This is a genomic window from Shewanella sp. YLB-07 (assembly GCF_009377275.1).
This window is the reverse complement of sequence record NZ_VOQB01000008.1, coordinates 172,665-193,188: the sequence shown is the minus strand read 5'-3', so window position 1 is coordinate 193,188 and position 20,524 is coordinate 172,665. Positions and strand designations below refer to the sequence as shown.

The window sequence follows — 20,524 nt, the reverse complement described above, 5'->3', positions numbered from 1 at the left end:
AAAGCACATTCACTGAGGAGATAGTCTATGACCCAATTTAATACGACAATCCATCACACTAAGCGTCGAGTAAACAAAGTGATCGCCAAAGAGGCTAAGAGACGCTGTCAAATTTTACGAGATATTGAATTCAGAAATGAATTAAAGGCGCTCGGGCTGAGCCCGGAGGAGGTTGAGGAACCATTCAACCTCAGCTCTGTTACGCCCAAGCAGAGATAACATGCTATTAGTCACGTTCGATACCTTTGAGCAAGTCTTTAGTCGGTCCCGTAGCTCCACGGCGACCTTGCTCCCAGTTGCGCAATGTCCCCACATTCATCGTGTTCAATGGGGCAGATCTTCCGACGGTAAATGGGGACACTCAGGTATCGCGTTGACTTGTGCAGCAGCGACAACGGTCTCTCTGGATGGCAGGCGCTCGCCCCGCGTGATCTCATCCATTTGCTGCACACTTTCAAGCAGTGCATCAAACCATACATTATTCATATTTTTCCCTCTGACAATAGCCCTTGACTGCCTGCATTGTTCAGGTATTTCAATCATACCCCTCAAAACAAGGCCATTCAATTTCCCGCCACATACAGGAGTCATCCATGCTCTCTATCAGCCCTATTGCCGCAAGTGCAGGTGGCGCCGCCAGTTACTACCTCAGCGAAGAAAAGCACCTGGACTTACCGGACACCTCACTGGAAAAAGCGCCTTCCTCTGGGGAAGGTAAAGACAATTATTACCTCAAAGAACAAAGCCAGCAGCCCAATACCCAATGGTTCGGTCAACTCGCTGAAGAAGCCGGCATGTTAGGTAAACCCGTAGAAGAACGCCAACTCACTGAGGTACTCGCCGGCAGATTGAACCAGCACAGGCTAAAGACCCGAAATGAACATGCCCGTAACGGTTTTGACTTTACCTTCTCCGCCCCTAAATCGGTGAGTTTGCTCGCCTTAGTCGGCGGGGATCAACGCTTGATGATCGCCCATGATGAGGCGGTCAAATTTGCCCTGTCGCACATTGAACAAGACGCGGCCCAGGCCAGACAAACAGACCCAAAAACCCACGCGATATCTTTTGAAAACACCGGCAACTTACTGTTTGCCATGGTGCGCCATAAAACCAGTCGAGAGGACGACCCACAACTGCATACCCATTCCCTCACGGCTAACATGACCCGGGACAGTGAAGGCACACTGCGCGCACTAGCCAGTAGCTTTAAACAGCAAGGCGGGATCATTAATGGCACCGGTGAGCGCGTCTATCACCATCAAAAATATTACACCTCCCTGTATCAAAGCACTTATGCCAGGGCGGTTGAGAACATGGGATACCAGACCCGTTCGATAGGCAATAATTTGTTTGAGATTGAGGGGATCCCGCAGCGCCTGCTGGATACGTTCTCCACCCGCAGTCAGCAAATCAAACAGCAGACTGAAGCCATGGGGTTAGACTCTCAAGCCGCAAAAGATGTAGCAGCCAAAGACACCCGTAAAAGTAAAGCCTACACCGCTGAGGCGACCTTATTTGAGCAGTGGCAGCATAAGGTCAATGACAGCGGCTTTGACTTGAGCCGCTTTGTGGCAGACAGTATGGAAAAAAACACCACGGTGCAACATGTGACGCTCAAGCCTGCGGCCATCGAGGCGGTGAGCCGTGCGGTAGCCCATGCCAGCAATACCCAAAACTGCTTCAATTATGCAAAATTGGTAGAATCTGCCACGCTGGATTTTACCCGTGGAGACAAGCTTGATGCACTGGACATTAAGTTAGCCCTGGATAACCAGATTGAGCAAGGGGGGCTCATTCCACTGGACAAAGCCGGCGCCACCTTTACCACTAAAGCCCAGATAGACGCTGAAATCCAGCTGCTTGAACGTATCAAAGGAAAAACCGCCCACATGCGGCAACTCGTTGATAAGTCCTCTTTGCAAGGCAAAGGGCTCAACCTGGATAACCAGAAAAAAGTCACGGCGCTGTTTGCCAGTACCAAACACATCAATCTGGTTAATGTGTTTGGTAGCAGTAAGCAACTGGCCACGGCGCTGCTACATGTCGGAGAGGCCAGTGGTAAGCGCATTCACATTATTACCCCGGACGTGAAAAGCCAGCAACACAGTAAAGCCGCGGTATGTCGTGATGGCTCCACGGTGGTGAAATGGATTAAGAACCAGTTCAAACCTGAGCACACCCATACACTGAGCCATTTTGTTAAACCAGGAGAGCATCGCCTCAGCAACCGCGACATCCTGGTGGTAGAAAAGGCCAATAAACTCGGTATCGATGAGCTGAGCGCCCTGTTCAATCAAGCCAAAGCGGGCAACAGTAAGGTGATACTGCTCAATCACGCCCAAGCCAGACAAGGCATGAAGGCTGGGAATGCCATCGAGGTACTTAAAAAAGGCAATGTAAATGTCAGTAATTGGGTCTCCACCACACGCTCAGACACTGCCCTTAGCCTGTATGAGCGCTCAGACAGTGAGCGGATCGCCGCCATTACGCAGACTTACGTTAACAGTGAGCATAAAGACACCACCCAAGTGGTCGCCTCGACCCACAAAGAGGTGAAACACCTTAACCGCGCTATCCGGGCTCAGCTGCAAACCACCGGTGAGCTGTCACGTTTAGGGCTGAACATTGCCACGCTTAACCCGGTGTACCTCTCTGACGAACAACGGGAAGTGGTGGGTCAATACACCAAGGGCATGGTGCTGACGCAGTGGACTAAGATGAATGGCCGCAATCAACAGCAGGCCTTCACCATCAGCCAGGTTAATCGCCAGGACAATCGCCTGTGCGTCATCGATAAGGCCGGCGCATCCTCCACGTTCAATCCGCGTAGCCGTACCTTTAAGGCCGCAAACTTTGCCATCGCAGCACCGGATACCCTGCACATTGCCAAAGGAGACCACCTGCGCATGGCAACCCACCATCATGACAGCGGCTTGCAAAAACAACGCTTCACAGTGCTCGCACTGAGTCGTGAAAGCGCCACACTCAAAGATGACGCGGGTAAACACCATACCGTCAACACCGCCGCGCTTAACCACGCACCACTGACTCACGCTTATGCCACGACACCCGGCAATGTCAATCCATGCGCCACCCACCACCTTATCAACATCAAAGCCTACCGCGTATCCAAAGAGTGGCTGTTTGACACCCTCACCCAGGGCCTGAAACAGATCACGGTGTTTACTGACAAGGCGCAACACTTTGATGATCGATTAGCAAAAAGTGACATCAAACCCTCGAGCATTCAGCGGGTGATGCACGCGGCCCAGACTCAGGAGAAGTTCGTCAACAACCAGACTTATGCCCTGCTCACCCAGGATGTGAGCGCGGCACTGAGCACCATCGATACACAACACAGTGACAAAGGGCTGGTGCACGATGCGGTTAACTTTGCCATTAACCACATCAGTGAAAAGCACGCTGGTTTCTCTCAAAAAATGCTTATCACCACCGCGATCCAGTATGCATTTGAAGCCCGGCACAGCAGTATCACTAAGGAGGAAATTGACAACACACTGGCACAAATGACGCTCAAGGAGAGTGGGACTGGCGGTCACCCACTACAAAGTCCTAGAGGTACGCCGCCACTGCTCAGCGCTGAATACCATGACGGTACCCGCTGGACCACGCAAGCGGCCATCGATACCGAAACCCGTATCTTGGCGCGCTTCACTGCCGGGAAAGGCCAGCTTCAGCCCCTCGTCACCCTTGAGTTCGCCACACTCTCACTCAGCCAAAACGCTCGACTCACTGTAGGGCAAAAAGACGCCGCCCTGCTCATTACCACCACCCCCGATCGCTTTGTCGCCGTTCAGGGACTCGCCGGTACCGGTAAATCAACCCTGCTCGAAACAGGCATTACCTTGGTCAAACACAGTGAGATGCTCGTCAACGGATCAAGCGGCAATGAAAAAGACAGTGAACAAAAGGCAAGCGCAGCAGCAGGCAAAAACACCCAATTCATCGGTCTGGCCTCGACCCATGCAGCGGTGAATGAGCTCAAAGACAAACATGTCCAAAGCCAAACAGTACAGTCACTGCTCAGCCATTTCCTGAGCCGGGACGTAAAACCTGACCAATACGCCCACACCGTGTTCCTGCTTGATGAAAGCTCAATGACCAGTAATGCCCAGATGGATAAGTTCACGTGCTTGATAGCCGCCACAGGGGCACGCGCCGTCTTCTTAGGCGACACGCATCAGCTGACCTCAACCGAGGCGGGTAAACCGTTTGAACTGGCGATGAATAAAGGCGCTATTGATCGTGTCACCATGACAGACATTGTTCGCCAACAAAACAACAACCTACTGGGCGCGGTCCACAATATCGTCGACCGTCAGGGCGAAAGTGCGGTGGAAAAAATTCAGCAGCAGTTACCCTTCACTGATTATCAGCTCAACGACCCAGAACAGGCTATCCGTAAACCAGGCCAGCAGGATAACGCCGAGCAACAAACACCAGAGGCCAAGCAGCCCCTTTCCCATAATCTCACCCAAAATCTTATCTCTACCTATGTGTCCGTCACCAAGGATAACAAGAAAAATCAGCAACTGGCTACCGAAGCCCTGCCCGCGACCGTGGCACTGGAATACCTTTGCCGTACTCCCAAGGCCAGAGCAAACACCCTTATCATTGCCTACACCAACAAAGAACGTGATGATATTGCGCATGAGATAAGACAAGGCTTACAGGCACAAGGTGCATTAAGTAAAGATGAAATCACCGTCCCCAGACTGCGCGGCGTTCACGCCAGTCAGGCAGCACTGGCCACTATGCTCCCCTACCAACAGGGACTCATCCTCACCACCAGTAAAGACAACTACTTTGAAATCTCCCACGTCGATAAGCGCCATAACATGCTCACCCTCGCCAACATGCACACCGGCGAAGAGAAACACTTCTTTCCCACCCACCACGGCCACAAGTTCACGAGTCTGTGGGCCAAAACCGACCAGCCTCTCGCGGCAGGCGACACCATCATGCTCAGAAAAAGTGACAGGAGCCGTGAAATGGCCGGCAACAAAACCTATCGCGTCAGTGCCATTAACAACCAGCAGATGACGTTGACGGCCAGTGATAACCACACGCTGACGCTCTCCACCACCCAACTGAAAGATGCACATTGGGATTACGCCTACACCCGAACCGCAGATATGGCCCAGGGCGCCACCTATGAAAATGTCATCACAGCCATCAGAGGCACGGCCAAACTCACCAATGTGCGCCGCGCCTACATCGATATCACCCGCGCCAGTAAGCACGTAAAAATCATTACCGATAATCCCCAGAGAATGATGCTCTCCTGGGTAAACAATGACCCCAACCAAATCTCGGCCATCGAGACGCGCGATAAACACACTCCCGCGCACACGGCTATATTCAACGACACGCCATTGCCACAGGACAATCCCAAGTACCTGGACATCAACGGCAACCTCGACCTCAAACGGTTGGCCGCAGATCTCAACACCACACTCCCGGCTTACAGCGAATCTCTGGCCACTCACCTGCTCGGTGAGTCGGATCTCAATCAACCAGATAAGCACTCGATCGCCTTTAATGACGGCAACCTTACGCTGACCACCACTGGACACTATCGGGGCTATTTCAAAGACGGGCAGACCGGCGATAAGGGCAGTTTACTTAACCTCATCATGGTGACAGAGAAGTGCAATTTCAAAACTGCACTGATAAAAGCCGATAAGATGCTGGCCAACCCTGAGTACTATCACCTCAAAGAAAATCCAGACCACCAACAACGCCAAAACACCCTTTCCATCAAACAAAGCCAATTGGAAGCCAGAGCGAACCAGTATTTCCATGAAGCCAAACCGCTCAATAACACCCTAGCGCAAGCGTATTTACACCAGCAAGGGATCACGATTAATCAGCACGACAATTTGCGTTTTCACCCCGCGGTATTTTCATCTGAAACCCGGAAAACCTATCCGGCGTTGATCGCCAACATCACCAATGAGAAAGATGAAACCAAGGCGGTTGAGATCACTTATCTGGATAAAGACACCGGTAACAAAGCACAGCTTAAAATAAACAAGCGCATACTCGGTTCAAAATCAGGCAATCGCACCATCATCTACCTGGGTAATAACACCGACTACAGCATCGTGGCCGTGGGGATTGAGAACGCCCTGTCTATCCACGCCGACAATAAAAACGGCGCCGACATTATTGCGCTTAACAATAACCATGACGCTAAATCATGCAAAACAAGCACATTAAGGGATAACGTGATCGTGGTGCTGGACACCACCAAAGAGACAGGCAAGCTTGCAGAAGAGATCACCCACAAACTGGCAAGCGACGGCAAGCAGGCCACGGTGATAGAGCCCAACACGATACCGACTGGACTCAACAAAACCGACACCACAAGACAACTGGTCAATGAAACCGTGGATAACATCACCGTCAAAGCACGTTACCTATCGAGTTCCATTAACGCACTGTGCAATGACATGATGAATAACAGCCACAAACACGACCAATCCATGGAGAAATTAGAGGTTAACCAATACCTGAGGCAATCAGATGAACATGACCGACACCTGGCAATGAACAGCCAACAAAACACCATAAAAGGCATCACTTCAGACAAAGAACCACCGGAGTGTAAACTTGGAGAAAAAACTCAATAAGACGAAATAAGGAGAGTCAGCCCTCCTTATCGGTACTCGCTCATGTATTGTCAGGCTCCTTGCTAAAGATGAGGCAATAATCGGACGTCTATTATGAGATACGATGAGCAGTGTGTATTTCAGAAAATTAATGAATTAGATGAGAAGTTCTAACTAGGTGGCCAAATTAACTATGCCACTACATGTTGTATTATTTCAAATGACATGAGTTTGATCCCTATATCAGCAGAATGGCCACAGTTAACCACCGTTGGACTTATCATTTCTTATCAGAAAGAAAAGGTAAATAATCCAATTAGTTAAACTTCAGAGGTAACATAGATTCAGCGGTGCTAACGGCTGAAGAACTGGCGTGTAGTGCGCGAGAGCATTGGGGGGATCGAAAATGGATTACATTGGAAACTTGATGTAGGCATGAAAGAAGATGATTGTCGGATCCGTCGTGATGGTGCGCCGGAAATAATGGCAGGAGTCAGACATGTTACAATGAATCAACTCCAGTCAGAAGATATCTTTAAGAAGGGGAACAGAGCGAAACAAATGAAGGCGAGTCGTAATACTGACTATCTTGAAAGAGTCATATTTGGCAAGTGATGTTTCTTGCTCTTGCTCTTGCCCTGACCAACGTACCGCCAAAATGATAACGCCATAGGAAAATTGTCGCTACTTAAAGAGTATCATGAGCGAGCCAAGTAAAAACAAAAGAGGAGCTTCGCTGAATAGGCGCTCTTTGCAACAGAGCCATAAATATGCTCTAGTGATTATAAATCAAAGAGTTCCTTTAGGGTTGCATTTCATCTGGCGGACGGGGTAATGTCGCCCAGAGAAGTTAGTGTCATGCAGTGGATGCTCCAAATGACTATTTGAACATCTTCAACACTCAACACTTTAGACCGTTTCGTCAACTTTTCGACAGGACCAGCATAAGGGGGCAAGTGAAAACAGGGCAAAGACGGTCGATACTCATCGAGGAGTGCTATATTTTACGATATTCCATTAGTTCAACAGGAGCACCATTAACTTCGATAAATGCTACCGTTAAGCGTTCGCTTGGTGTGTTTGGTTCTATGATAACCTTTTTACCTTCAAGTTCTTTTGTTAAGTTTTCAACTTCAAAGGCAACATGAGGAACTGTTTTTACCAACTCTGGATATGGGGCGTCTTCCCAAAAACGCATCCATTGAATCCCGAATGGATTATTCTCGTGGTCTGATACCGTCATTTTTAGATGAGGTAAGTCTATCTCGCCTTCGAACCATTCATTTGTCGGAATACCTAAATGATTGAACTTCATCATTACTATACCTCTTGAAGGCCGCGGCTGAGCGTCGCATTTCCTTCTCCGTTAAAAGATATCCTTATCAACTAATCCTGAACCAATAAAGAAACTGCGAAGTTCCATAAGTTATCTGGCACTCCGACTTCTAGTGCTGCCTCGCCCCCCTCAGGGTATAAGGTAAAACTAGGTTGAAAAAAAGCATCACCACAAAAAATTTCATTTTCAACAAAAAGTGTGTGATCTGGTTGCGCTGTCACTCGACTTGAATAGGTACAACTATCATTTTTTGTTTGCTCCCAATGCCCTTCAACAAGTTTGAGTTTTGGGCTAGTCAGTATTTTATTATTATGTTTCACAGTGGCAGTTAAATCATATGTTTGACTTGCCATAACATTACCGCTCATCACCAAAAGCAACAAGGCAACCAATTTCATACTCATTTTATAACGTCCTTATATATTTAACGCTTAATAGAACTGGAAAATATAACGGCTTTGACCGCAGCCTTAACTGTGACTTTTCAGTTGATATTATTGTTTATCACCAACCAAATAGATGAACACCCTGCATTAGGGGGGCCAGTATTCAATAAAGTGCTGTTATTAAACATTAAGTCCATACAAGTATCAAGGCTTAATTAGTGAACATTTGGCTGCATATTTTGCATGAAAATAATCTCGGGAGGATGTTGACACATTACTTTGACACATTACTTTGACACAATCGTTATCTGTGGCTATAAAAATGAGAAGCCATTATCACTGCCCATAGCACAAGCCACCGGACTCTCTTTACTCCAGCCATGCCCCTACTTGTCTGTGTTTCACTCCAGATATGAAGTAAGCCTCCTTCATCCCCCCCCCTAAATGCCGAGGCAGATGTAAATCTCAACTCATACACCGATTCAGTTTCAAGGTGAAATAGAGTAACAGTTACTATCGCCCTCGAGCCCGTCGGCATCTGGAGGGATAGCTTTTACCATCGGGGTAATTGACACTCATCTCCTCCCCATACCGCACTAACAAGAAATAATGTTCCTTCATTGAAAGGCGTATCCCAACTATCAAAAATCATATCTACATCCATCTCCGCTCTATTTTCTGTCTGTTGAACTAAGCCGCTGCGCGGAGCCAAATGAGGCTTAAAATGAGGCTTAAAATGAGTGTATAACTCACATTGGATCCGCTAGACTTAAAAAAATGTGAAGGAACACAACGATGACAAAGGAATTTCAATGAAATACGTAGAAACCACGCAAGATTATTTGTTCAAAACAGCTCTACAGCCCAGAGCCAACATCAAAAAAAGCAAATCCCTATAGCATAAAGCATACCAATTAACTTGGACTAGGCATCGGCCAAGTCCAACAAGCGGTTTGTGCCATGCAAACAGCGCAACACACAAATACTAAAACGTTATCCGGCTAGAACTCCAGATCAATTATTTTAGAATCACGAACAACTTAAGCGTAAAGGTTGCAAACCCACTATCCCACCAAGAAGCAGTGCTGGATTTGGGGAGGATGGGCATCCTAGGAATGAGGCCGTGAAAGCCCTCAATAATAATGAATTAGCGCAATGGAAGAAGGATAATGATTACCACTTACGGTCACTATCTGAAACAGCGATGTACCGATATAAGCATCTGATTAGTCCTAAACTTAGCCTACGAGATTATAATGCTCAAGTAGGTGAAGCTCTGGCAGGTGTAAAGGCAATGAACAAAGTCATAGGACTAGGAATGCCAGTTAGGAAACAGACTGCCTAGTTAGCTCACCCCCTTGAAGTCACTGCGTCTATAGCAAGGATTTGATCAACAACGCCACAGAACACTATTAATAATCAGCCAGATCTCCGGAGCAATTTCGCGCTAAGAGTAATCAGAGCAACAGAATCGTTAATAACTCATATAGTTGCTCTGATTGAAAGGTAGTTACACCACATTATTTACAGGATCCTGCATATATTTACTAATAATATGTTATCCAAGAACTCTATGAACGAAGATTGTCATTATCAATATTTAGCACTTGTAGTTTAAACCACTCATTAAAGACATCTGAACTCTCCTTTCCTCGGTCAATCACCTGGCAGCCCCCCTCCTTGCTATATACCATACAAATAAGTACTGCAGCCTCGTCGGCTTCATTCTGATTAGATTTCCCATAAGCATAACCATAAGTACCATTCGATGAAACAGCCCAACTCTTATATTGTTGTCTATCGATATAATCGTGATAGTCAGATGTGAAATTTGTTAGCTTTATTAATAAGTCAACAGCGTACAAATGATACTCTGAATTTAAATCAGCTAATAAATTACGTGTGTACTTATCTGTTTGCTCATCTCCTGTGAGTATTTTCACTTTAACAAGCATTAATTTCAATTGAATATTGGCAGGGTTATAGTAAATAGCTTCTTCAATCATACGAGCTGCTTTTTCTATTTCTATTCCATAAGTAATTTCAATTAGGCCATAGTAATAATAAATGCTCGAATTTCCTTTATCTAACTTCCATGCTTTATCCAAGTTTACTAGCGCCCTTTCAACTAAATTTATCTTCCTACTCTTTGACTTTTCTTGCTTCGCAAGAGCTTGGTTATATAATGCTTTCGTTAAGTAAAATTCTGATTTTTTGCTTTGCCTACTATCTTCAACAAAATTCAACAAAACTTTAGCTTTATCTAACTGATTATCAAAGATATAAGCTTTAGCTTTTCCAACCAAAGCCGTGTCTTTTTGAATGAGGAGGTTAGTTGCTTTTTCAAAGAAAAATAAGGCGTTACTAGTTTCTTTACGCGAAACGGAAAACTCAGCTAGTATTATATTTGTTTCTCCTGGGCTAAGTACACTGCTTTTAATATGTATAGTTTCTAAAATATTTTTTGTATTTATAATCTTCTTGTTAAACTTCCCATGCTCTCTATATGATACAAGAGTGTTATTAACTTGACTTATTTTTAAACCAAAAGCCTCTTCAAAGGCTAAAACATTTCCTTTTCCGTTTTTGAGATGATTAAGGTAAGATTTCAATTGTATAGAATAATCAATTCCATCTGGTAACGGACGATTGTTTAAGTAAAAAACAAGAAACCAAGATTGGGCATAAAACATAGATATATTGTCACCATCAAAATCGCTAAAAAAATCAGGGTTGATAATTTTACTTGCGGGCAACCAGCGATGATCTCTCAACCAATTCCAGCGATTGTGTTGAACTGCACCTAAGGTTAATGTGTTATCGCTAATTTCTACGCCACTTAAGTATTCAGCTGTTCCTTCCTCAAGCCATCGAGGGAGACTTAATTGCATTTCAGCATGCACATTATGTACATACTCATGGAAGATGGTACTCAACATTTTTTCTATTTCGCGATCATACCGGAGATAAATAATATTCTTATTTAATCTATTATCAAAGTACCCACTGATATTTCTTGAAATTCCAAATAGTTTACCCTCTTCTTGGTTCATCATATAAATATCAGTTGGAAATCTATTAAAGCCATAGTGTAAATTGGAGTTATTGATTAGTTGACTAAACATCTCTAATCGCTCTAAAACAAACCTATTCACAACTTCACCCTGCTTACTATATAAAGTAAAGTTGTTTGACTCGGCTTTGGTCCAAGTTTCAGATTGAAGAGTTTGTAAACTAGTACAACCTTGGATTAAAAAAAAAGCCCCCAATGTGAAAAATAATTTAAATAACATAAAGCCCCCATGTATTACATTAATATACTATCGTTAAAATTAAATCTCCCTACCTAAGACTCTTGTAAAATAAATCTCTATAATACGAATAGCTCTACAGTAGATAGTACCAAAATTTTAGTTAATCATCTTTTAACCTGTACTTTCGCATCCTGACTGTCAATACTAATCCTAAAAATCCTAAAAAGCCTAATGAACCACCGCTGCTTTGAGGAGTAACGGGTTCTTCAGGAGTAACGGGTTCTTCAGGAGTAACGGGTTCTTCAGGAGTAACGGGTTCTTCAGGAGTAACGGGTTCTTCAGGAGTAACGGGTTCTTCAGGAGTAACGGGGTCTTCAGGAGTAACAGGGTCTTCAGGGGGAAGGCTAAACTTTCCTTTGTTGAATGTTATTATTTGGTTTTCGCCAAGTATTAATTCACCTTCAAAACCATTCTGACTAGAAACAGTGTATGTACAAACAGCAAACGGTTCTACCAGGCCTATCATGCAAGTACTGTTATTAGTATCAATATTGATATCACCGCTCGATATTGAATTGTCGACAACAGAGTTAACGTGTAATGATTGAACTTCAATAGTCATGTGTTGACCAGCATCTAAAGAGCCTATGGTTTGATGATGCCATGCATTGACTGTTTGTAAAATATGTTCAGCGAAATAGCTAATACGCCAATTAGCTCTAGGGCGAAGTTTGTCTTGAGCCGACATAGCGACAACCTTGTTATCTTTACGATTAACTACTGGTGCTCCATAAGCAACGTCTATAGCTGCACTTGTAGTGGGCTTTAAAGCTAAAACATCATGACTTGATTTACCATCCTCCTCCTTAAGTTCTAGTTTGTTTAACATCATCCCAGTTTGTTCAAACCAAAAACTATCAAATCGTAGGTTTGTATCATTGGAAATAAACTCATCAGATAATAATAAAATTTTGTCTATCTGGGGGGGGGTCTCTAAATGCCACAAGACTATACGGCCAGTTGGTGAACGGACCTCTTGGAGTACATCTATTCTATCTTTATATGTTATACTATTCTCCGACCGAATGATGTCAACATGGCTTCCTGAGCAACCTATTCCAATCATCACCCAATCATTCCCAATGATATTACCCATGCAATGCCCATTAGTGACCAGAGATGGGTACTCCACGAAAGATACAAGTTTGTTACTTTCTATAGAAAGTGCACTATTTGAGAACAATAAAGCGCCAATAGTTGATAAATAATACTTATTCATAAAAACCCTAATGTAGAAGGTGTGAAAAAATTGAAGCTATACTTTAATATCTGTTTTAAAGTTTATTTTAATAGTGTGTAATGATGGATGTTAGCCACATCAAGTATTACAGTATTGCTTAACTAAGGTTATGTTTAAACAGTGCTCTAACTCAATAAGCAAAGTGTTTAATAAGCAAGTATCCCATTAAGTATACATTGCTCATTTAAATAACTTTACATATCAACTGACATGTTTATTTTTATTTATACTTAATTAAAAAATGTTCAAACCTTTCAATCGCCTCTGGAAAGTTATCTCGTCCGAAGCCTACTCTAATATTCTTACCTTTAAACCCAAAAATTTCAGCAGGGACTGTCATAACACCTTCTTGTTCAATTAGTTTTTCACTAAACTCAAGGGATGTCTCGTTGATATTTAATTGTACTACTGCAGTAGATCCGGCTTTAGGCTCTATAAAAGTAAGTATGTCATGATGTCGAGCACAGCAATTTTTAAAAAGAGCAATATTGTTTTTTATTTTGTTAATATTATAAGGAACAAACTTATCAAAGTTATTTAGTGCAATTAAAGCCAGCACCTCACTCGTCGCGCTATTACAAATGCTGAGATAGTCTTTAAATGCCAATATTTTTTCTAATAATATTTTGTCTCGTGAGACAATCCAGCCAATACGTAGTCCCGCTAAAGCAAAAGTTTTCGATGTACCCCACAGGCTAATACCTTTCTCGTAAATATCACTTATAGGTGGCAACTCTTCTACATCGGCAATGATTAGCTTATGATACATTTCATCGGAAAAAATATAGATACCTTGCTCTCTGGCAATGTCAACAATTTTATTCAACTCTCTTCTTGTTAAGTAAGCCCCTGTTGGGTTATGAGGGAAGTTTATTACAATTAATTTCGTGTTGAACTTTATTAATTTCACTAAATCACTGACATCAAAATTACCAGAGTACGAATTAGGGTGCCAATATGAAGTAGCACAACCAATTGATTGTGCTACTTCATATAAAGATTGATAACATGGTGATACAACAATAACGTGGTCATGGGAATCCAGTAATACATTCATAAATGAAAAATTAAGTTCACCAGGGGATGCGACAAGTACATTACCTTCATCAATACCTTTATAATATTGGCAAATAGCTTTTCGTAACAACAGACTTCCCGGTGCCTCTGTATAACCTAAAGTTAAGTTTTCCCATAGGCTTATCTCATCATCAGAAGCTTTATCTAAAACATATTTTAATGAATAACCATCACAATCTGAAATGGAAAGTAAATACTGGGTGTTAAACTCATATTTAGCAAAATACTTTTCTAACTTAAAATCTTCTATTTTCATTTGTTTTACTCTACCTATGAAATGTGCAGTTACTATATGTTTTTAAGCAAGTTATAATAAGTGGCTTTAGAAATGCCTAATGTTTTCATTACATATTCTGGCGCACCTTTATTTTGTAAAAAACCTGAGTTATTGAGCTCGTTAAGAAGGCTTTGCCGATGTCCTTTTTTAGCTGATGTTAAAGAAACACCGATGTCATTTAATTTTTTATAAATAATATTGTTAATTGATTCTCTCCAATCATTTTTAATTAGGGAGTTATTTTTTTCGGCAGGATTAACAATGTTAATCAAGCTTGTAAGCTCTGTCATAGCATTAATAATGGGTTGTACATTCATATTTATACACAGCATAAAGTCGCCATAATTCCTATCTTCAATTAGCACAGATACAGAGGTAATTTTCCCCTTATTGACATCGATTTTTTCATAAGGGCCAACAATATTTCCTTGGTTGCGTATTAAAATGAGTTCATCCTCATTTATTAACGATTCATCTCCAATTTGCCTGTTGGAAAAAGCACCTTCAATATGCACTATACGTCCCTTGGTTAAATCATGTACTATGACTTCCACTTGACCTGGTATTAATTTTGATATGGCTTTGCTAATTAGAGCGATCATTTTTATGTACTTTAAGTCTACTTTTGGACTTAAAGTCTACTTCAGTATTTTATTCCTGTAAAGACTTTACTTGGTGAGCAATCGATTGAACTAAAAAATCCTCTCAGAGTAAGAAGTTGACATAAAACAACCAAAAAAGGATCTGTATCTCAACTCTGTTCTGTTACACTAAACTCATGATTTTTAGTATTTAATATGATTAATTGATGAATTAATTACCTACCATCATTTTCTCAAAACTTAGACGTTATTCAGGTAATGCATTTTAAAGTTTTCTTCCCGGTGATGGTGCTCAATTGCTAATGCTGCATCAGAGTGATTGTCATTGAGTTTCTTTTTAAGTTCTTTATTAACCAAATCAGTGTCTATTCCCTTCATTTTTTTGGGATAACTTTATGTTTTAGCTATTATTTCTGCATGATATTTTTGTGTATATTTTGATTAAACAGAGATTTATGAGTGCATGTTCTCTTTCGCTTAATCTTCTTTAATAACAAGTATTGTGGTCAAGTCCAACCGGACACCTCACTTTGTAATTTCTCATAGCTGATCGGTGTTAAATCCCCGAGCGTAGTATGCAGCCGTTCGTGGTTGTAATACCGGATATATTCTTCAACATCTAGCTTCATCGATTCTCGTGTTAAATGGACCACCTTTAACAGCCATTCATGCTTCAAGCTTCCAAAGAAACGTTCAACAACAGCGTTGTCTAAACAGGCTCCTACACTGCTCATAGAAGCAACTATTCCATGCTTCCTTAACAGCTTTTGAAACTGCTTACTGGTGTATTGTGAGCCTCTGTCACTATGAAACATGACACCTCTTGCTGGCTTTCGCAGCGTTAGTGCCATTTGTAATGCCCGCTCAACTAAGCTTACGATCATGCGTTTTGATATTGCCTAACCCACTATCCGTCTGGAATGTAAGTCCATCACAATAGCTAGGTACATCCAGCCTTGATGCGTCCTTAATAGGTCACATCACCAGCCCAAACCTGATTAGCCTGCGTAGGATTAAATTGCTGATTCAGCTGGTTATCTGCAACGCTATCACTGTGTTTACGCTTCGTCGTTACCTTGTAAGCTTGACGCTGGCTGACCACTAGGCCGAGCTTTCGCATGAGGCTACGAGTGCGGTAACGACCGATACTGAAGCCTTCTAGGCGGAGTTTCTTGGCTAACTGACGAGAACCTAAACTGCTTCGACTACGCTTAAAAACACGTTTTGCCGTTCGGTATAAATCAAGGTCTCGTTCGCTAATAATTTTAGCGGGCCTGGCTAACCAATCATAAAATGCACTGCGACTCACTTGCAGAACATTACAAAGCATTTTTATCGGGAATCGAGGGTAATGCTCTCGAATAAACTGAAACTTTACTTCATTTCTCTCGCGAAGAAGGCACTGGCCTCGGCGTGCCCCTTGGGTATTTTTAAAATTTCTTTCTCCACCCGCAGCAGCTTTACCTCTTTTCGAAGTGCTAATAACTCTGCTTTTTCATCTGGACTAACGGTTGAGGTCTCTAGCTCTTCAGCCTTCTGTTTCCAGGTATAAAGCAGGTTTGACGACTCCTTGCGCATCTGCGGCTTGTGGGACTGTGTAGCCCTGCTCAGTGATTAAGCCGATGGCTTCTTCTTTGAATTCTTTGGTATAAGTTCAATACTGACGTTTTGTATTCATGTTCACCTCGATTGATTATCGTATTATCCACAATCAAGGTGTCCAGAGCCATTAGACTAGATTAAAGTTATTTCAAAGAGCATATTAAGATCAGCCTCTGGAACTCATTATCGTCATATTATTGTTGTATGACTTGAAAGTAGAACATCAATAATAGGGGCGGTATTAATGTTCTGTTTAAACTCGCTATTGTTAGAGACTTAACACTTAAATTTACCTTCCTGTTTTTCCATCAGCTAATGCTTTAACTCGAATAAGATCATAAGTCCCACTACCTTCTTCTTTCCCTCCATTAAGAGCCGAAAATCTATCTAATTGATTAGTCGTAGAATAAACATATCCGTCAGGACCAAATGAGATCCCATCCGGCCATGATTGCCCCATGGGTAATTTAGCTATTGCGTGATAACCACTTAAGTTAGTAACACCAATCGCCATCATTTCAATATCATTAATATAAACATTTCCTGAACCATCAACTGTAATCCCATCTGAAAAGGGCTTTGGAGCATATCGTTCAATCGTATATTCTACTTTCGAGCTAGACCCATCAAAACTCGCTGCAGGTACTCTATACAATGTTTTCCCATGCATAGCGCCAAAATAAACCCACTCATAGTTAGGGTCTATTGTTATAGGGTTAAGTGCAAAACCTCCCTTCATATCTGGCATCATTGAAGCATGATTTTGTGCGATTCTTTTCATTGCACCTGTTTTGAGATCTATTGTTATAAATGCGGGTGTAGGAGAGCTTTTCAAATCACTTTGTGTCATATCCGCAATAATTACTCGATGACGTTTTTGATCTAAAGCGAAATCTTGAAGAAAGCTTTTTGAAGTTAATACTTTATCTGAAATAACAAAATTTTTGACTTCATTGTTTTTTATCGTATCCCAACCAATGAGACGTTTAGAACCTAAATCAAGGATCCAAGCAATACCTGCATCATCAGTGCGAATTGATAAAGGGGCCTTTAACTTAGAGTCGATACCAGAAGCTATCAGTTTTGATGGATAAGGGTGGATCTCTCCAATAGCATCAATTTCAACTAGTTTTGTAGAGGGGTGTCCTAAGGGATGGAAACTCATTATTATACGTCCATCTGGTGTAATTGATAGGTTCCCTGGACGTTCGTCAAAAGATGTGACAATTTTAGCAAAAGGTATATCATCTGCGCTAGACGTTGACATAAAAATAATTACAGTAAGTAATGCAAGTAACGGTTTAAGCATTTTTTTCATTATAATTCCTAGTGTTATCTATTTTTTAATAGTGTAAAAATAAAATGTATCTCAGTCTTTTTTTGTTATTATATACTTTTAGAAAATGAAGATAATCAGTTTTATTTATAAACACTATTTGGGGAGATGGGATAATGGTTATTGATATAAAATCTATTGAATTATTTGTACGCATTGCTTCGACAAGGGCAATTGCTAAGGCCGGAAAAGAGTTTGGTTATTCAGCTACAGCATCTTCACAACGGATACAAGAGCTAGAAAAAGCTCTTGGTACTAAATTGTTGAATAGAACCACACGGACAGTATCACTCTCTACAGATGGAGAGTTATTCCTTATTCATTCAAAGAAAATATTAGAGAGTATCGACGAGGCTATTACTGATTTACAGGCTGCAAAAAGTACGATTAAAGGAGTGATTAGAGTTGCAGCATCTGTTTCTTTTGGTCGTAAATATATTACTCCTTACATCGCGGAATTTTTAAATTCTTACCCCGAAGTCATAATTAACCTCGAGTTAAATGATAGCATATTTGATATTGTTAAAAATGGATTTGATCTTGCTTTTAGAATAGGAGAACTTGAACCATCAACTTTAATGGCTAGAAAAATAGCAAGCAATACTCGTATGCTTGTAGCATCTCCTGAGTATTTAGCTAAATATGGTACGCCATTATGTTCGAATGATCTGAAAAAGCATAATTGCATTATTTTAGAAAGCAACAATGTTTGGGAGTTAGAAAACCCCAATGGAATAAAAGTTGAGACACGAGTTAAAGGTAATTTTTCAACAAACTATGGAGAAGCAATCACGCAGCATGCAATCAATGGTGGAGGAATAGCTTTAAAATCAAAATGGGATCTATTCGAGCATCTATCATCTAACACTTTGGTCTCTATTTTGAATGATCACACGGTAAAACCTGAATGGAATGTATGGGCTGTACGTCCTCCAGGGAGATTGGTTTCAGCTAGAGTGCGTATTTTTACTGAATTCATTGAAAAGAAACTGAAACTCGAAGTAGAAAAGTTTGTTGTATAGTTAATTCTGACATTTATAAGTTAGTATAGGCGTTTCTCCTGAACGAATTTATATCGATAAAGGGCTAACACAATGACAGCTTAGCCATTGCGGAGACGCCATCAGTAATGCTAAAGCAAGATCGTCGTGCGGTAGGTTCCAGAATGTAGTGCCCAATATTACTTGACTACTACCGTCCTTGGTTATCTAGGGTTTTATCTCGGATCTAAACAACCACGGTTTCAACTTAAGGCTTGTTGAACAACTAGCTTTACCCACATGCTATTCGGCACTTTTCCCAAATGGTTTTGTTTTAGCTAAACGAAATTGTTTTTCTAACTGCTCCAGTTTGCTTTGCTGCTGCAAAATGATGTTATTAAGTTGCGCAATATCATTGGCAGATTATCGAGGCGTTGTTGATCAAATCCTCGCTATAGACGTAGCAACTTCAATGCATGTTAGCTAGCCTAGCCAGTTTCCTAACTGGTATCACTAATTTTATGACTTTGTTCATTGCCTTTACACCTGCCAGCGCTTTACCTACTAATACCAATCGGTATAAAGATATGAGCTAATATCTAGCGATAGCTGCCTATGGGAAAGCTTAAAACGACTGATTTTCGATGCCTGGTACGCTGAGAGAAAAATGCACAAAAGCGGATCCGTCTTTAACCTTGGTGGACTTCAGTGAAGGTCATCATCGCTCTGATGATAACCAATATACATAAGGTGAGTCGTACCAGTGTAAATAAGTGGATGAGTGATTTCTTGGAGCAAGGCTTGGTCAACCTCTAGCCTTGAGTGTTGCTCAATCTAGGTAACTTTCAACATTTATTGAAGCACGTTGCCTCTAAGACACAGGAGGGAGGTTATCTGGTTATAATATTAATGAATATATTTTTGAGTATTTTGGCATTTGTTATGAGTTATGAGTTATGAGTTATGAGTTATGAGTTATGAGTTATCAAGCATCTATAGAATATTAAAAAGGCTTGGTAACTCATGGACAACGAGTCGCTCAAAGCACCCAAAACAATCGTTAGTAGCCCAAAATTCCGCTTGGAAACGATCCTTAACATCCCTAGCCATATTGCTCTATCTCAAGTCAATGTCTGGTTTCAGGATGAAGCTTAGATAGCCAATAAAAATACAACGACACGTTTATGGGCAAAAAGGAAGTCGTCCAAGAGTGGTTCGGCAACAACAGTTTGAATATGCCAATGTTTTCGGCGCTGTATGTCCGGCTAATGGTAATGCAGAGGCACTCATCACTTCATAGGTGGACAAAGGGATAATGCAACAACACCTAACTGGTCTCTTAAGGACCCTTCCAGATCGTCGCGCTGTCGTGATCATAGACGGTGCAGGTTGGCATACTCAGGATCTAGATGATGAGTTTGATAATCTGACGATGATCAAGCTCCCTCCCTAGTCACCAGAACTCAACCCGATTGAACAAGTTTGGGGCTGGATGAGACAACGTCATTTAGCTAAAAAATGGTATTTTACCAATGATTAGGATATTGTCGAGTCATGCTCACAAGCATGAAATAGCTTTATTAGTGACATCGATAGGGTAAAGAATCTGTGTAAACGTTCATGGATAAATCTGACCAGATGATCATACCGATTGGGATAACTCAACATAAGTTAAAGGGTCAGAATAACCTTCTCAGGGTAATATAAATTGGAGTTGTGGTGAATAATATTTTTAACTA

Annotated in this window: 12 protein-coding genes and 3 pseudogenes; 6 read left to right on the top strand and 9 right to left on the bottom strand. The window is 42.0% G+C overall.

Features of this window, described 5'->3' with window-relative positions:
- The first annotated feature begins 27 nt into the window (after positions 1 to 27).
- Positions 28 to 219, top strand: a complete 192-nt coding sequence (locus tag FS373_RS18390; protein ID WP_152830144.1) for a hypothetical protein — start codon at positions 28 to 30, stop codon at positions 217 to 219.
- A 105-nt stretch (positions 220 to 324) separates the two neighbouring features.
- Here FS373_RS18390 and FS373_RS32135 read toward each other — a convergent pair whose 3' ends face one another.
- Positions 325 to 486, bottom strand: a complete 162-nt coding sequence (locus tag FS373_RS32135; protein WP_227992971.1) for a hypothetical protein — start codon at positions 484 to 486, stop codon at positions 325 to 327.
- A gap of 107 nt (positions 487 to 593) precedes the next feature.
- Between FS373_RS32135 and traI the strand changes: the two genes are divergently transcribed.
- Together traI and FS373_RS18375 are read left to right on the top strand one after the other, a co-directional pair.
- Complete coding sequence (gene traI / locus FS373_RS18380) at positions 594 to 6,656, top strand: conjugative transfer relaxase/helicase TraI (protein ID WP_152830142.1); 6,063 nt, start codon at positions 594 to 596, stop codon at positions 6,654 to 6,656.
- Between the two features lie 357 nt (positions 6,657 to 7,013).
- Entirely contained in the window at positions 7,014 to 7,250 is a 237-nt protein-coding gene (locus FS373_RS18375; protein WP_152830140.1) for a hypothetical protein, read from the top strand.
- A 382-nt stretch (positions 7,251 to 7,632) separates the two neighbouring features.
- On the opposite strand, the gene FS373_RS18370 is transcribed toward FS373_RS18375, so the two are convergent.
- Positions 7,633 to 7,953 carry a hypothetical protein gene (locus FS373_RS18370; RefSeq protein ID WP_227992968.1) on the bottom strand — a complete coding sequence of 107 codons (321 nt, stop codon included), beginning with the start codon at positions 7,951 to 7,953 and terminating at the stop codon, positions 7,633 to 7,635.
- Between the two features lie 68 nt (positions 7,954 to 8,021).
- On the bottom strand, positions 8,022 to 8,375 hold the full coding sequence (locus FS373_RS18365) for a hypothetical protein (RefSeq protein ID WP_152830138.1): 354 nt from the start codon (positions 8,373 to 8,375) through the stop codon (positions 8,022 to 8,024).
- 1,012 nt (positions 8,376 to 9,387) lie between these two features.
- Here FS373_RS18365 and FS373_RS18360 point away from each other — a divergent pair.
- Positions 9,388 to 9,702 (top strand): annotated as a pseudogene (locus FS373_RS18360) (IS5/IS1182 family transposase); the annotation flags it as partial.
- A gap of 226 nt (positions 9,703 to 9,928) precedes the next feature.
- On the opposite strand, the gene FS373_RS18355 reads toward FS373_RS18360, so the two are convergent.
- The 6 genes and pseudogenes from FS373_RS18355 to FS373_RS18330 form a co-directional block, all read right to left on the bottom strand.
- Complete coding sequence (locus FS373_RS18355) at positions 9,929 to 11,650, bottom strand: hypothetical protein (RefSeq protein WP_152830136.1); 1,722 nt, start codon at positions 11,648 to 11,650, stop codon at positions 9,929 to 9,931.
- A 121-nt stretch (positions 11,651 to 11,771) separates the two neighbouring features.
- On the bottom strand, positions 11,772 to 12,890 hold the full coding sequence (locus FS373_RS32130) for a hypothetical protein (protein WP_227992966.1): 1,119 nt from the start codon (positions 12,888 to 12,890) through the stop codon (positions 11,772 to 11,774).
- A gap of 241 nt (positions 12,891 to 13,131) precedes the next feature.
- Positions 13,132 to 14,244 (bottom strand): aminotransferase class I/II-fold pyridoxal phosphate-dependent enzyme, encoded by a 1,113-nt coding sequence (locus tag FS373_RS18345; RefSeq protein WP_152830134.1) that lies wholly within the window; start codon positions 14,242 to 14,244, stop codon positions 13,132 to 13,134.
- A gap of 32 nt (positions 14,245 to 14,276) precedes the next feature.
- Positions 14,277 to 14,867 carry a PAS domain-containing protein gene (locus tag FS373_RS18340; protein WP_152830132.1) on the bottom strand — a complete coding sequence of 197 codons (591 nt, stop codon included), beginning with the start codon at positions 14,865 to 14,867 and terminating at the stop codon, positions 14,277 to 14,279.
- A gap of 506 nt (positions 14,868 to 15,373) precedes the next feature.
- A pseudogene (locus FS373_RS18335) lies at positions 15,374 to 16,491 on the bottom strand (IS3 family transposase).
- 267 nt (positions 16,492 to 16,758) lie between these two features.
- Complete coding sequence (locus tag FS373_RS18330; protein WP_152830130.1) at positions 16,759 to 17,787, bottom strand: L-dopachrome tautomerase-related protein; 1,029 nt, start codon at positions 17,785 to 17,787, stop codon at positions 16,759 to 16,761.
- Positions 17,788 to 17,921: 134 nt separating this feature from the next.
- Between FS373_RS18330 and FS373_RS18325 the strand changes: the two genes are divergently transcribed.
- The gene (locus FS373_RS18325) at positions 17,922 to 18,827 is read left to right on the top strand and encodes a LysR family transcriptional regulator (protein ID WP_152830128.1); all 906 of its coding nucleotides are present in this window, start codon (positions 17,922 to 17,924) and stop codon (positions 18,825 to 18,827) included.
- 639 nt (positions 18,828 to 19,466) lie between these two features.
- Positions 19,467 to 20,427 (top strand): annotated as a pseudogene (locus FS373_RS18320) (IS630 family transposase).
- The last annotated feature ends 97 nt before the right edge of the window (positions 20,428 to 20,524 follow it).

Bases quoted from the DNA above. Each gene is read 5' to 3' on its own strand.
- FS373_RS18390 (WP_152830144.1), top strand. From the start codon at position 28: ATGACCCAATTTAATACGACAATCCATCACACTAAGCGTCGAGTAAAC.
- FS373_RS32135 (WP_227992971.1), bottom strand. From the start codon at position 486: ATGAATAATGTATGGTTTGATGCACTGCTTGAAAGTGTGCAGCAAATG.
- traI (WP_152830142.1), top strand. From the start codon at position 594: ATGCTCTCTATCAGCCCTATTGCCGCAAGTGCAGGTGGCGCCGCCAGT.
- FS373_RS18370 (WP_227992968.1), bottom strand. From the start codon at position 7,953: ATGATGAAGTTCAATCATTTAGGTATTCCGACAAATGAATGGTTCGAA.
- FS373_RS18365 (WP_152830138.1), bottom strand. From the start codon at position 8,375: ATGAGTATGAAATTGGTTGCCTTGTTGCTTTTGGTGATGAGCGGTAAT.
- FS373_RS18355 (WP_152830136.1), bottom strand. From the start codon at position 11,650: ATGTTATTTAAATTATTTTTCACATTGGGGGCTTTTTTTTTAATCCAA.
- FS373_RS32130 (WP_227992966.1), bottom strand. From the start codon at position 12,890: ATGAATAAGTATTATTTATCAACTATTGGCGCTTTATTGTTCTCAAAT.
- FS373_RS18345 (WP_152830134.1), bottom strand. From the start codon at position 14,244: ATGAAAATAGAAGATTTTAAGTTAGAAAAGTATTTTGCTAAATATGAG.
- FS373_RS18340 (WP_152830132.1), bottom strand. From the start codon at position 14,867: ATGATCGCTCTAATTAGCAAAGCCATATCAAAATTAATACCAGGTCAA.
- FS373_RS18330 (WP_152830130.1), bottom strand. From the start codon at position 17,787: ATGAAAAAAATGCTTAAACCGTTACTTGCATTACTTACTGTAATTATT.
- FS373_RS18325 (WP_152830128.1), top strand. From the start codon at position 17,922: ATGGTTATTGATATAAAATCTATTGAATTATTTGTACGCATTGCTTCG.